This is a genomic window from Streptomyces afghaniensis, assembly GCF_044327915.1.
In the GTDB taxonomy this organism is placed as follows: Bacteria; Actinomycetota; Actinomycetes; order Streptomycetales; family Streptomycetaceae; genus Streptomyces; species Streptomyces afghaniensis.
Genome location: NZ_JBIRGJ010000007.1, coordinates 607,001 through 620,726 on the forward strand (window position 1 = coordinate 607,001; position 13,726 = coordinate 620,726).

At 73.5% G+C, this 13,726-nt stretch carries 10 protein-coding genes; 5 read left to right on the forward strand and 5 right to left on the reverse strand.

Annotated features, from left to right (window positions below):
* Nucleotides 1-12 precede the first annotated feature (12 nt).
* The 3 genes from ACH4G3_RS28530 to ACH4G3_RS28540 all read left to right on the forward strand — a co-directional run bounded on the left by ACH4G3_RS28530 (nt 13) and on the right by ACH4G3_RS28540 (nt 5,675).
* On the forward strand, nt 13-3,759 hold the full coding sequence (locus ACH4G3_RS28530; protein ID WP_397627186.1) for an AAA family ATPase: 3,747 nt from the start codon (nt 13-15) through the stop codon (nt 3,757-3,759).
* 84 nt (nt 3,760-3,843) lie between these two features.
* Nucleotides 3,844-4,863, forward strand: a complete 1,020-nt coding sequence (locus ACH4G3_RS28535; RefSeq protein WP_397627187.1) for an ATP-binding cassette domain-containing protein — start codon at nt 3,844-3,846, stop codon at nt 4,861-4,863.
* Nucleotides 4,860-5,675 carry an ABC transporter permease gene (locus tag ACH4G3_RS28540; protein WP_397627188.1) on the forward strand — a complete coding sequence of 272 codons (816 nt, stop codon included), beginning with the start codon at nt 4,860-4,862 and terminating at the stop codon, nt 5,673-5,675. The genes ACH4G3_RS28535 and ACH4G3_RS28540 overlap by 4 nt, the downstream gene beginning before the upstream one ends.
* A gap of 21 nt (nt 5,676-5,696) precedes the next feature.
* Here the strand turns inward: ACH4G3_RS28540 and ACH4G3_RS28545 are convergent, their stop codons facing one another.
* Both ACH4G3_RS28545 and ACH4G3_RS28550 read right to left on the reverse strand, forming a co-directional pair.
* On the reverse strand, nt 5,697-8,981 hold the full coding sequence (locus tag ACH4G3_RS28545; RefSeq protein ID WP_397627189.1) for an AfsR/SARP family transcriptional regulator: 3,285 nt from the start codon (nt 8,979-8,981) through the stop codon (nt 5,697-5,699).
* Between the two features lie 279 nt (nt 8,982-9,260).
* Nucleotides 9,261-9,995, reverse strand: a complete 735-nt coding sequence (locus tag ACH4G3_RS28550) for a DUF6578 domain-containing protein (protein ID WP_397627190.1) — start codon at nt 9,993-9,995, stop codon at nt 9,261-9,263.
* Nucleotides 9,996-10,097: 102 nt separating this feature from the next.
* On the opposite strand from ACH4G3_RS28550, the gene ACH4G3_RS28555 reads away from it, so the two are divergent.
* A complete protein-coding gene (locus tag ACH4G3_RS28555) occupies nt 10,098-10,898 on the forward strand; it encodes a site-2 protease family protein (RefSeq protein WP_397627191.1) in 801 nt (266 codons plus the stop codon).
* A gap of 4 nt (nt 10,899-10,902) precedes the next feature.
* Here ACH4G3_RS28555 and ACH4G3_RS28560 read toward each other — a convergent pair whose 3' ends face one another.
* From ACH4G3_RS28560 to ACH4G3_RS28570, 3 genes are read right to left on the reverse strand one after another with little or no spacing between them, the layout of a single operon-like run.
* Nucleotides 10,903-11,142, reverse strand: coding sequence for a hypothetical protein (locus ACH4G3_RS28560; protein ID WP_397627192.1), 240 nt, complete (start codon nt 11,140-11,142; stop codon nt 10,903-10,905).
* A gap of 4 nt (nt 11,143-11,146) precedes the next feature.
* A complete protein-coding gene (gene npdG, locus ACH4G3_RS28565) occupies nt 11,147-11,866 on the reverse strand; it encodes an NADPH-dependent F420 reductase (RefSeq protein WP_010036956.1) in 720 nt (239 codons plus the stop codon).
* Between the two features lie 33 nt (nt 11,867-11,899).
* On the reverse strand, nt 11,900-12,973 hold the full coding sequence (locus ACH4G3_RS28570; protein WP_397627193.1) for a sialidase family protein: 1,074 nt from the start codon (nt 12,971-12,973) through the stop codon (nt 11,900-11,902).
* Nucleotides 12,974-13,091: 118 nt separating this feature from the next.
* Here ACH4G3_RS28570 and ACH4G3_RS28575 point away from each other — a divergent pair, with 118 nt between their 5' ends.
* Nucleotides 13,092-13,694, forward strand: coding sequence for a hypothetical protein (locus ACH4G3_RS28575; protein ID WP_397627194.1), 603 nt, complete (start codon nt 13,092-13,094; stop codon nt 13,692-13,694).
* Nucleotides 13,695-13,726 lie beyond the last annotated feature (32 nt).

Below are 13,726 nucleotides of genomic sequence, written 5' to 3' on the forward strand. Positions count from 1 at the left end.
GGTTCCGGAGCGATGAACTACGAGCTCGGACCCGGCTCGGTCCACGCCGGCCGCGACATCAAGGCCGCGGTGTCGACCCACGTCAGCGGCCTGCCCCCGGACGCGGCGGCGGCCACCGGCGCGGGTTCGGTGACGGCGCGCGACATCAACGCCCCGGTGACGGTGTCGATCCAGTACGGATCGTCCGAACGGCTCACGGACGCGCTCCTCGACCCGGCGCCGCTCGTCGGCTCCCTCGGCCTGGAGCGCTTCACCGGACGGGAGTGGCTCGTCGAGCGGGTGGACAGGGCACTCGCACGCCAGGACAAGGGCTATGTGCTCGTCCTGTCCGAGGCCGGGATCGGCAAGACGAGCCTGGCCGCGCACCTCGCGCAGGCCAGGGGCTGGCCACGGCACTTCACCGCGCTCTACGGCGGCCGCAACCCCGAGATCGCCCGCAAGAACCTGGCCGCCCAGCTCCTGCGGCAGTGGCGCCTGGAGGACCGGTTGTGCCGCCCGGGCGGGCTGCTGCCCGAGAACGCGGACCGCCCGGACTGGCTGCTGACCGTGCTGCACGCGGCCGCCGCCCGACGGGACCAGGAGGCGCCGGCGACACCGCTGGTCCTCGTCGTGGACGGCCTCGACGAGGCCGAACCCTCCACGTCCGCCGGCGACACCGGTGTACCTCTCGGCCTGCCGAGGCCCCAGCACCTGCCCCGCGGTGTGCACATCCTGACGACCAGCCGGTTCGGCACCAACCTGTCGGCCCTCAGAGGGCGGACGGATGTGCTGGAGATCCAGGTGGACGGCGCGGAGAACCGCCGGGACCTGCTCGCCTACCTCACTCTGCGGGCCGGCGAGACCGGCACCCCCCTGCACGAGGCCGTCCGCGCGCAGGGCACTCCCCCGGCCCTGTTCGCGGCCGAACTGGCCGAACGCTGCGCCGGAGTGTGGATCTACGCGCAGTACGTGCTCGACGAGATCGCCCAGGGCACCCGCTCGCCGCACGAGGTGCGCCGCCTGCCGGACGGACTCGTCGGCTACTACGAGGAACAGATCGCCCGCTGGCAGGACGGTCCGGACTGGGACGGCGTCGGAGAGCCGCTGCTCGCCCTGCTCGCCGCCGTGCAGGGCCCGGCCGCGCCGGACGTACTGGCCGAAGTGGCGGACACCGACGCCAGGGCCACGGGCCGGTGGCTGGACACCGTCTTCCGCCCCTTCCTCAGAGGCGAGGACGGCCGGTACGCCATCCGCCACCAGAGCCTGCGCGACCTCTTCGCGACCGAGCCCGACGACCAACTGGACGCGGGCGTACGCCGCCCGCTGCGTGCGGCGCTGCGGACGGCACACCGTCGTCTCGCCGACTGGCTCGTGCCGGTCGACGGCGACTGGTCGCACCTCGGCGAGTACGGGCGCTTCTCGCTGCCGCAGCACGCGGCCGCGGCCGACCGGCTCGACGAACTGGTGGTCGTGCCCGGGTTCCTGCTGGCGGTCGATCCCCCGTCGCTGCTGCGCCACCGGTCCGACCTCGCCACGACCACCGGGCGGCGCGCCCTCGGCGCCTACGAACTGGCCCTCCACGACTGGCGCGAGGAACCCGCGACCGAACGCCGGCTGTGGTGGCTGCACGTACAGGCGCGCAAGAACCGCTGCGGCGAACTGGCGGAGGCGTGTGCGGACGGACAGAGCTGGCCGTGGCGGCTGCGGGCCGCGTGGTGGTCCGGGGTCCCGCACCGGGTGCTCACGACCTCCGCTCCGCGGGGCGTGTGCACCGTGCGGGTCGGCGGCGGGCCGCCCCTGCTCGCTGTCGGCCGCTTCGACGGGGCCGTGATGCTGTGGGACCCGGTCTCCGGTGACCTGCTCACCGTCCTGTCCGGCCCTCAGGGCGATCGGGAGGACCGCCCCGAGGGCGATCAGGATGTGCCGTCGTTGCTCCCTTTCCGGTGGGTCAACGACGTGTGCACCGTGCGCGTCGGGGACGGCCAGACGCTGTTGGCAGCCGGGCGTGAGGACGGGTCGGTGGTGATCTGGGACCCGTTGGCCGGACAGCCGATCCGTGTGCTGTCGACCGGCCACGACAACGCGGCGGAGGACGGCCGCGACGCTGCCGTGGAACAGGTGTGCGCCGTGCCCGACACCGACGGCCGGGACCTGTTGGTGACCGTGAACCACAGCGGGTCGGTGCGGTGGTGGGACCCGGACACCGGGCAGCAGGTCGGCACGCTGCCCGCGGCCCTGCACAGCAGGTGGGTCAAGATATATGTGGTCCCGGGCCCCGGTGGCAGCCCGGTACTGGCGACCGCCGACGGCTCACGCCTGCGACTCTGGAAGCCAGGCCGTGATCGGCCGGTCGGCGAGATGGCGACCGGCGGCTGGTCGACGCTGTGTGCCGTACCCGTCGGTCACGGCCGCACGCTGCTCGCGGCCGCCGGCTACGCCGGGCCGATCACTCTGTGGGATCCGGCCACCGGTGAGCGGGTCGGTCCGGAACTGACGGGACAGACCGGCTCCGTGAGGGCCCTGTGCGCGGTCCCCGGCCCCGCAGGCCGCTCCTTGCTCGCCGCAGGCAGCCGGGACGGGACCATCCGGCTGTGGGACACCGCGACGGGAGGGCCGTGGGGACCCGCGCTGACCGGGCACACCGATGAGGTGGCGTCCCTGTGCGCGGTGCCCTCGGGCGATGGCGGCGTTCAGCTGGCGAGCGTCGCGCAAGGCGGCGAGGACTCTTCGCTACGGCTTTGGGATCTGTCGCACGACGATCTGACCGACCCCGCACCGGAAGGTCACACCGGACCGGTCAGGGCACTGTGTCCCGTCCCGGACGTCGAGGGCAGGACCCTGGTCGCCAGCGCCGGCCAGGACGCGTCGATCCGGCTGTGGGACCCGGCCACCGGCGACCTCGTCCAGGCCTGGGTCGACATCCCGCGTGCCTATCACGTGCCCCTTGAGGATTTCCCGCGCCACAACTGGACACTGGCGGTATCCGCGATCACGGGGACCGACGGACGCCCCGTCGTCGTCAGCGCCCACGAGGACCATCACGTACGGCGCTGGGACCCGGTGACCGGCGAGCAGATCGGGAGCGCGGTCGGGGTCGACTGGCGGAGCGTGTCCAGGATGTGTGTCGTGCCGGGCGTGGCCGGGCGCCCGTTGCTCGCCATGTCCGAGTCCGGGAGGTGGGTACTGCTGTGGGACCCGGAGACGCGGGAGCCGCTGGGTGAACCGCTCGCCGGTGACGGCGGGACGGGCTACGACGAGATATGCGCGGTGCCCGGTGTCGAGGGCCGCACCCTCGTCGCCGCGATCACCGGCAAGACGTCCGTACGGCTGTACGACCCGGACAGGCGCTGCCAGGTCGGCAAGGCCATGCGGCCCGGCAGCGACCCCGGCCACAGCCCGGTCCACGCCTTGTGCGCCCTGCCCGGCGTCGAGGGCCGCACCCTGCTGGCGACCGGATGCGATGACGGCCTCGTGTGGCTGTGGGACCCTGTCACCTGCGAACCCGTCGGCGACCCGCTGCGCGCCCACAGAGGCTGGGTGACCGGCATGTGTGCCCTGCCGGGCGCCGACGGCGTGCGGCTCGTCACCGTCGGCGGGGACGGGCTGCTCCGGCTCTGGGACCCGGTCACTCGCGAACCACTCGGTGAACCGCTGAGCGGCCACGGCGACACCCGGGTCGGCGCGGTGTGCACGGTCCCGGACGTCGACGGACGCACACTGATCGCCACCGGCGGAAACGACCGCACCGTACTCCTGTGGGAGCCGCTGGACGTGACGTAGGTCGTGGAAGGGTGTCGGCGGCCCGCAGGCGGCTGTCGGCGGTCTGTCGGCGGTTTGTCGGTGGGAGCTGACACCGTCAGGGGCATGACGCGAATCGACAAGAACACCAGCGGCGCCGCTGTGACCGTGCGGGGGCTGGTGAAGCACTACGGCGAGACCAAGGCGCTGGACGGGGTCGACCTGGATGTGCGAGAGGGCACCGTGATGGGGGTGCTCGGGCCGAACGGGGCCGGGAAGACGACCCTCGTACGGATCCTGTCCACCCTGCTCGCCCCCGACACGGGCCAGGCCACCGTGGCCGGCTACGACGTCGTACGGCAGCCCCGGCAGCTGCGGCGGGTGATCGGGCTCACGGGCCAGTACGCGTCCGTGGACGAGAAGCTCTCCGGCTGGGAGAACCTGTACATGATCGGGCGGCTGCTCGACCTGCCCCGCAAGGACGCCCGCACCCGGGCCGACGGGCTGCTGGAGCGCTTCTCGCTGACCGAGGCGGCCAAGCGGCCCGCGGCGACGTACTCCGGGGGCATGCGGCGCCGGCTGGACCTGGCCGCGTCCATGATCGGACGGCCGGCCGTGCTCTTCCTGGACGAGCCGACCACCGGGCTCGACCCGCGCACCCGCAACGAGGTGTGGGACGAGGTGAAGCGCATGGTCGGTGACGGGGTCACCGTGCTGCTCACCACCCAGTACATGGAGGAGGCCGAACAGCTCGCCTCCGAGCTGACGGTCGTCGACCGCGGCCAGGTCATCGCCGGCGGCGCCATCGAGGAGCTGAAGGCGAAGGTCGGCGGCCGGGCGCTGCGGGTCCGCCCGGCCGATCCGGCGCAGCTGCGGCCGCTGGCCGCCGCGCTGGACGAGCTGGGGATCACCGGGCTCGCCACCACGACCGTGGACACCGACCGGGGTGACGTCCTCGTGCCGATCCTCAGCGACGAGCAGCTGACGGCCGTGGTCGGCGCGGTCACCGCGCGCGGGATCACGCTCTCCTCCATCACCACCGAACTGCCCAGCCTGGACGAGGTGTTCCTGTCCCTCACCGGCCACCGCGCCAGTGCCCCGCAGGACGCCATGCCCGCCGAAGACCTTCAGGAGGCCGCCGTATGAGCGCCGTCACCGTCCACGACGCCGAGGCGGACGCCCGTATCTCGCTGCGCGGCCACCTGCGCCACACCGGGGCCCTGATCCGCCGCAACCTGCTGTGGATCCGCAAGGACCCGGAGTCGATGGCCGACGCGCTGCTGATGCCGGTCATCTTCACCCTGCTGTTCGTGTTCGTGTTCGGCGGCTCGATCGGGCAGGCGCTGGGCGGCGGGCAGGACCGGTATGTGCAGTACGTGATCCCCGGCATGATCGCGATGATGAGCATGACGCTGTCCCAGGGCGTCGGCACCGGCTTCAGCCAGGACTTCAACTCCGGTGTCATGGACCGTTTCCGGTCCCTGCCGATCGGGCGCGGCTCGGTGCTGTTCGCGAAGATCTCGGTGGAGCTGCTGCGGATGCTGTTCGCGACCGCCGTGCTGATGATCGTCGCCGTCGCGGTCGGGTTCGAGATCACCAACTGGCCGGGGCTGCTCGCGACCGTGGCGCTGTCCACGGCGTTCGCCTCGTCGATCATGTGGGTGTTCCTCACCCTGGGCGTGATCCTGAAGAACGCGCAGTCCGTGCAGGCGATGGGCTTCCTGGTGCTGTTCCCGCTCCAGTTCGGCTCGTCGATCTTCGCACCGACGACGTCGATGCCGGGCTGGCTGCAGGCGTTCACCGACTACAACCCGCTGTCGACGCTGGCGGACGCCGCGCGCGGTCTCATGGTGGGCGGGCCGGTCGCGCACGACCTGTGGGTGACGCTCGGCTGGTCGGTGGCGATCACGGCCGTGATGGCGCCGGTCGCGATCCACAAGTTCCGCACGAAGAGCTGACCGGGCGCGCCCTGGTCCGCCTCAGAGCAGGGCGGCGGCCTCCTCCAGGGAGAGGCCGCCGCCCTCCGCGTACGCGGTCTCGTACGCCTGGTCGCCGAGCAGCGCACGGGCCTGCCGCTCCGCCCACTCGCGGGTCTGGCGCTCCTGCCGCTGGGCGACGTGGCCGGACGGCAGCAGGGCGTCGAAGGCGCCCAGGCAGCGGGCCGCGTCCACGGCGCGCCGCCCGCCGTCGAGGGCGGCCAGGGCCGAGGCACCGATGATCAGGTAGCCCGAGCGCATATGGGGCGCGATGGCCTCGGTCAGCGGGTCGGCGGCCCGCTCCATCGCCTTGCGGATCCGGTCCAGGCACTCCTCGTACCGTCCCTCCGTGGCGTCCAGCCAGGCCTCCGTGCCGAGGATGAACGCGTCGAAGACGATGAAGTGGGCGATGCGGAAGTCCTGGCGCAGCCGCCGCAGTTGCTCGCGTGCCTCGGGGGCGCGGTCCGTCATGCCGAGCCAGCCGGCCAGGAAGAGGCGGGCTGCGGGCATGGCCTCGCTGTGCGAGTCCTCGTGCTGGGCGATCACCTCGCGCAGCAGCCGCTCGCCGCGTTCGCCCTCGCCCGCCTCCAGCAGCGCGCTGGCCAGCCGGGCGCTGAGGACGGCCGCCTGGGCGCGGGCTCCGAGCCGTTCGGCGTGCCCGATGGCCGCCTCGTAGTCGGCGGCGGCCCTCGCGTAGTCGCCCTTGCGTTCGCGGGCCTCGGCGCGCGCGGCCAGGGCATCGGCGGTGCCCCAGGTGTCACCGAGGCGCTGGTAGATCGCCAGCGACTCGTCGGCGTCGCGGGCGGCGTCGCCCGCCCAGTCGGTGCGGTTGGCGAGGAAGTTGGCCCGCATCTGGAGGCCGGCGGCCAGCTCCCAGTCGAAGCCGGGGGTCTCCCGGCAGGTGCGGATGGACGCGTCGATGATGACGCGCAGCCGTTCCATGTCGCCGGTCAGCATCACGGCGAAGAACCAGAGCAGGCCGGGGAGCCGGCAGTTCTGCGGGAGGCCGGGCTCGTAGGTCCGGGAGATGATCCGCAGCTTCTCCTGGGAGCGCGGGTTCTGCCAGGCGTCCAGTTCGGTGTCCATGCAGGCCAGATGGGCCAGGTGGATGCCGCGCCGGGCCTCCTGGAGGACCTCGCCGGTCATCGGGGGCGGGGCGTCGGTGCAGCGCTGCCAGACCGGGGCGGCGCGGCGGACGGGCTCGGTGAAGGGGTCGGGGCCCAGCGCCATGACCTCGCGGCACCAGTTGCGGGCCTCGATGCGCAGGTCGCGCATCTGCCAGTACCAGACGAGGGACAGCGCCAGGCACAGCGCCTCCTGCTCGTCGCGCAGGGCGACGGCGTGGCGCAGGGCGGTGCGCAGGTTCTCGTACTCCCGCTCCAGCCGGCGGATCGCGGCGAGCTGGCCCGGACCGCGCAGCAACGGGTCGGTGGTGCGGGCGAGTTCGCGGAAGTACGTCAGGTGGGCGCGCTCGGCCTCGGCGCGCTGCCCGGACTCGTCCAGCCGCTCGGCGGCGTACTCGGCGACGGTCTCCAGCAGCCGGTAGCGCATCTCGCCGTCGGCGGACTCGCCGGGCGGTGTGGCGACGACCAGGGAGCGGTCGACGAGCGAGCCGAGCGTCTCCAGGGCGACCGGCCCGCACACGGCCTCGGCGGCGGGCAGGTCGCAGCCGCCCGCGAACACCGACAGCCGTCGCAGGACGTCCCGTTCGTCCTCGTCGAGCAGGTCCCAGGACCAGTCGACGACGGCTCTGAGGGTCTGCTGGCGGGGCAGGACGGTCCGGCTCCCGGAAGTGAGGAGACGGAAGCGGTCGTCGAGCCTGTCGGCGATCTGGCGTGGCGTCAGTATCCGCAGCCGGGCGGCGGCCAGTTCGATGGCCAGCGGCAGGCCGTCGAGGCGCCGGCAGATCTCCGCGCACGCCTCGGGGTCGTCCTCGGTCCGGAAGCCGGGCCGGGCCGCCGCGCCCCGGTCGGCGAGCAGCCGCAGTGCGACCGGCTCGGGCAGCGGATCCACGGGCCGCAGCAACTCGCCGGGCACGCCGAGGGGTTCGCGGCTGGTGGCGAGGACGGTCAGGCCGGGGCAGCGCTCCAGCAGTTCCTCGGTGAGCCGGGCCGCGGCGTCGGCGACGTGCTCGCAGTTGTCGAGGATCAGCAGCATGCGGGACCGGGAGCAGTGCTCGGCGAGCCGTGCGACGGGGTCGTCGAGCCGGTCGGCCACGGCGGCCCGGATGCCCTCGGCGCCGGCGCCGTACAGCACGGTCTCGCGGGCGCCGACGGCGGTGAGCACGGCCTCCGGTACGGCGGCGGGGTCGTCGACCGGGGCGAGTTCGGCCAGCCACACGCCACCCGGCATGGCGTGCCGCAGGGTCTCGGCGGCCTCCTGCGACAGCCGGGTCTTGCCGGCCCCGCCGGGTCCGAGCAGCGTGACCAGGCGGGCCGCTGTGAGATCGCCCCGGATGGTCTCGATGTCGCTCTCGCGGCCGATGAAGGAGGTGAGGCGGGCGCGCAGGTTGCCGACGGCCGGGGTGTCCGCGACGGGCGCGGAGCCGGGGCCGCCGTCTCCCAGCTGCAGCAACTCCGCGTGCAGGGAGCGCAGTTCCGGCCCCGGGTCGGTCCCGAGCCGGTCGGCGAGCAGCCGCCGCACGTCCTCGTAAGCGTCCAGCGCCTCCGCCGTGCGGCCGGCGTCGCGCAGGGCGCGCAGGCGCAGGGTCTGGAGGGGCTCGTCCAGAGGGTGGCTGTCGCACAGGGCGGTCAGTTCGGGCAGGGACTGTTCGGCCTGGCCGAGGGCGAGGGCGGCGCTGTGGCGGGCGCGCAGCACGTCCAGGCGTCGGGTGTCCCGGCGGGCCGCCTCTGCGGCGCGGTCGGGGAGGTCGGCGAGGGCCGGGCCGTGCCACAGGGCGAGGGCATCGTCCAGGACCGCGGCCGCCTTGGCGGGGTCTGCGTCGGCCAGGGCCCGCAGTCCTTCTCCGGCCAGCCGCTCGAACCGGTGCAGGTCGACGTCGTCGGGCGCGGCCGTGAGCCGGTACCCGCCCTCGTCGGAGGCGACCGCGTCCGCCCCGAGCGCCCGCCGCAGCCGCCCGACCAGCGCCTGGAGCGCCCCCGGGGCGTCAGCGGGCGGGTCACCGCCCCACACCTCCTCGACCAGCAGCCCCACGGGCACGGTACGGCCGGCCCGCAGGGCCAGCACGGTCAGCAGCGCACGCAGCCGCGCCCCGCCCACCGGGACGACCGTGCCGTCGGTGCGGAGCGCCTGCGTGGTGCCGAGGATGCGGTAGCGCACGGGGTCCATTGTCTCCGGTGGTACGAGGGCGGGGCACGGCATCGGGCGGCGCGGCGGGCGGCGGGGCCGGTGTGTGGCCACCGGTGGCCGGGGCGCCAGGTCATGCGGGCCGGTGCCGAGTTGTGAGGGCCGGCGCCCGGTCATGAGGGCCGGTGCCGGGTCATGACGCCCGGCGTCGGGGGAGGCGACTGCGGCGGCCGGTCGTGAGGGAACCGCCGGGCAGCGAGCCGCAGGCGACGGGCGCCGGCGGACACGGTCTTCCGGCCCCGTGGTCCGGCGGGGCGGTGCTCAGGCATGCCGGCGGGCCCGGGTGGTGCCGGACCGGTCGTGGCTCCCCGGCGGGGCCGCGACCGTGCTCAGCGTCTCCAGCAGGTCCGTCAGCGCGGCCGCCGTGATGCCCTGCGTCTCCGCGCCCGGCTCGGCACCCTCCTGTGGGATGCCCCGGGCCTCACGGACGGCGTGCGAGAGCCACGAGTCGGTGCCCGGGACCTCCAGGGCCACCACCACTCCCGACTCCCTGCGCCGCAGTGCCCGGCCGTCGGACTCCTGCTCCACCTCGCCGTCGGAGAACCACTCGGGGCACCGCTCCACCCTCCGCAGCCGCCGCCTGCCCGCGACCGGCTCCCAGGAGCGCGAGCCTGGCGCGCTCTCGGCGTACGACTGGACCAGCACCTGCACGGCCCGCACCCGACCGCTGACGTGGGGCCACCTCGCACCGTGCCGCTCGACGGACAGCAGCCCGACCGACCGGGCCCGGTCCCCCGGTTTCGGCCGCCGGTCCTCCTCGTCGTCGGGGTCCGCGCCCAGGGCGACGGTGAGGCCCGTCTCCTCGCGCACGACCCGGACGCCGCCCACGTCCTCGACCGGTCCGGCGACCTTCGTGAGCTGGTCGTGCCAGCCGCCGCCGAACACATCGTCCGCGTCCAGGAGCAGCAGCGGCCAGCTCACCTCGTCCCCCACCGAGAACGGCGTGCCGCAGCACTCCATCTGCCAGTCCTCGTAGATCACGTGCCAGAGCCCCATGCCCCCACCCTCCCGGAACCGACCGCCCCGCGCGAGACGTTTTCCCCCTGCGCCCGGTACCGTCGGGCGTCCCATCGCGTGTTCGAGAGTGCAGGGAGTCCCATGACCACCGCCACCAGCCGCCACAGTGAACGGCGGATCAGTCCCGTCTTCGTCGGGATTCTGGCCGTGACGGCGGTCACGGGGTGGGCCACCTGGACCGGGTTCGCGCAGCAGCCCGGGGTCGCCGTGTTCCTCTTCGTGACGGCGGCCTGGATCGTCTCGCTGTGTCTGCACGAGTACGCGCACGCGCGCACCGCCCTGCACAGCGGCGACATCTCGGTCGGCGCGAAGGGGTACCTCACCCTGAACCCGCTGAAGTACACGCACGCCCTGCTCAGCATCGTCCTCCCGGTGATCTTCGTGATCATGGGCGGGATCGGCCTGCCCGGCGGTGCCGTGTTCATCGAGCGGGGGCGGATCCAGGGGCGCTGGAAGCACAGTCTGATCTCGGCTGCCGGTCCGTTGACGAACGTGCTGTTCGCACTCGTGTGCACGGCCCCGTTCTGGCTGGACGCGCTGGACGGCGTGCCGGCCGACTTCCGGTTCGCCCTGGCCTTCCTCGCGCTGCTTCAGGTGACGGCCGCGCTGCTGAACTTCCTGCCGGTGCCGGGCCTGGACGGCTACGGCGTCATCGAGCCCTGGCTGTCGTACGGCATCCGGCGGCAGGTGGAGCCGTTCGCGCCGTTCGGCCTGCTGTTCGTGTTCGCGCTGCTGTGGCTGCCGGCGGTCAACGGCGTGTTCTTCGACGTCGTCGACTCGCTCCTGAAGTCGCTCGGGATCAGCGACTTCGAGACGTACTGCGGTCAGGAGCTGTACCGCTTCTGGCAGGGCTCGAACGAGTTCTGCTCGGCCGCTCCCTGAGGCGTCAGCCCGTGACGGACTTCTCCTGCTTGCCGCGCTTCACGTAGTACCAGCACATGTTGGACGACAGGCCCGCCAGCAGCACCCAGACGATGCCCAGCCAGCTGCCCCGCGTGAAGGAGACCACGGCCGCGGCCACGGCGAGGACGCAGACGATCAGGGCGTAGAGGGCGAGGCGGGGCATTCGGTCGACTCCTGTCGGGGGACACTGCGGGCACTGCTGGTGCCGTCCAGTGTCCCCCATGCCGTCAGACGTCCGTGACGCGGAGCCCCGCGTGCGCCTTGTACCGGCGGTTCACGGAGATCAGGTTCGCCACCAGCGACTCCACCTGGTGGGCGTTGCGCAGCCGCCCCGCGAAGATGCCGCGCATGCCCGGGATGCGCCCGGCGAGGGCCTGCACGATCTCGACGTCGGCGCGGACCTCGCCGAGCACCATCACGTCGGTGTCGATCTCGTCGATCTCCGGGTCCTGGAGCAGCACGGCCGACAGGTGGTGGAAGGCGGCCGTGACCCGGGAGTCCGGCAGCAGGGCGGCGGCCTGCTCGGCGGCGCTGCCCTCCTCGGGCTTGAGGGCGTAGGCGCCCTTCTTGTCGAAGCCGAGCGGGTTGACGCAGTCGACGACGAGCTTGCCGGCCAGCTCCTCGCGCAGGGACTCCAGCGTCTTGCCGTGGCCGTCCCACGGCACGGCGACGATCACGATGTCGCTGCGGCGCGCGGTCTCGGCGTTGTCGGCGCCCTCGACGCCGTGGCCGAGCTCCTCCGCGGCGGCCCGGGCGCGCTCGGCCGCCCGCGAGCCGATGATCACCTTCTGGCCGGCCCGGGCGAGCCGGTAGGCGAGGCCCTTGCCCTGCGGCCCGGTCCCGCCGAGCACCCCGACGACCAGTCCGGAGACGTCGGGCAGGTCCCAGGGGTCCTTGGCGGGGGCCTTCTGGGCGTTGTCGGTGGCAGCACTGTCGGTAGAGGTCATGGCCCCGACTCTACGTCCGCCGCAGCCGTCGGCTCAGGTCAGCTCCGTCACTGGCACCCGGCGGAAGGTGATGGTCTCGTAGGCGCCGAAGTCACCGGTCTCGTACAGCAGACCCACGGTGTCCGCGTCGACGCGCACGAGGTCGGAGTAGGCGGCGGGCAGGCCGTCCACCGTGTGGGCCGGGCGCCAGGTGGTGCCGCCGTCGGTGGAGGCGCGGATCGTCATCAGCGCGCGGAAGCCCGGGTCGGCGGGGCCGGAGTAGAGCAGCACGTCCGGGTCGCGGAGCTGGAGGACGCTCGCCTGGCACACGGGAGCGGACAGGCCGGCCTGCGGACGGAAGGGTTTCACCAGGCTCTGGCCGCCGTCGGCCGAGTGGGCGTCGGCGCGGGTGCCGGGCGACGGGGAGTCGTTGCGGGTGTTGAAGTAGACGCGGCCGTCGGGGAGTTCGGCGGCGGTGGTCTCGTTGGCGTTGATGTAGCCGTCGGTGTTGTCGTCGACGTAGCCGATCCGCCAGGTCGCGCCCCGGTCGTCGCTGAGCAGGCAGTGGCCGCCGTTGTACCTGCCTTCCGTGCCGTTGTCCGTGCCGGTGGGCGGCAGGGAGTGGTTGGCGGGGACGACGATCCGTCCGGTGCTCAACTGGAGGGCGTGGCCGGGTGTGGTGGCGTACCAGCGCCAGTGCGGCTCCTTGGTCTCCCGGGTGATCTCCCTCGGCGCGGACCAGGTGAGGCCGTCGTCGTCGCTGTGCCGCACCCAGACCCGGCGCCCGTCGGCCGCGCTCACCTTGCCGCGCCGGATGGCGTCCTCGGTGGCGAGCGCGGCGTTGCGTACGTGTACGAGGAGGACGCGGCCGGTGTCGAGGACCACGGGTGCCGGGTTGCCGGCGAGGGCGTCGCCGTTCTCCGCGACGACCTGCAGCGGGCTCCAGGTGCGGCCGCCGTCCGTGGAGCGTTTGAGGACGATGTCGATGTTCCCGAAGTCGTCCCGGGAGCCGACGCGGCCCTCGCAGAAGGCGAGCAGGGTGGCGTCGAGTGTGGCGACGACGGCGGGGATGCGGAAGCTGGCGTACCCCTCCCGGCCGGCGCGGAAGGGGACGCTGGTCTCGGTCATCGGCGGCTTCCTCCGGATGTTCGACGAGGGTACGGATGACCGGTCCCTCTGCCCAGGCCGGGCTAATGCGTGGTGAATTCCACGTCACGACTGACCGGTTGGGGCAGGATGCGGTCGTATGGATGCCGTTCGGGTCGCGCTGTTGCGGGAAGTGCTCGTCGGGACGGAGTGGCTGGGCGCCACGCGGCGGTTCGCCGGTGCGCTGCGGGGGTCGGTGGTGCCGCACGGCGGCGGGCTGCTGCTCGTCGGCACGCCGGAGTACGAGCCGTGGCACCTGGCGGCCCACCTGGTGGACGAGGCGGCGTGGTCGGGCACGCCCGAGCTGGCCCCGACCCTGGTTCGGCATGACGCGCGCCCCTCGGATCCGGCGCATCTGGCGGTGGGCCTCGGGCGGCTGGAGGCGGCCCGGCGGGGCGAGACGCTGCTGGTGGTGTCCCCCGAGGTCCCTGCCTCACCCCTCCTTGAACGGGTGTCCGACGCCCGGCGCGCCGGGGCGACGGTGCTGTCCCTCGGCCCGGGTGAGGGCGAGCTGCCGGCGATGGCCCACGAGGCCCTGGCCGTCCCCGACGGCTCGGAGCTGGACCTGGACACGGTCCAGCACCTGGTCAGCGCGGCGGCCGGGGAGAACGCGCTGCCGACGCCACGCGGCCGCCGCCGGTTCCGGGACAGGGTGGCGAGACTGGCGGAACACCTGACGGCGCCTCCGCCGGCACGCTGGTAGGAACACGTCCCGGACCGGGTGTGCCGGTGGTG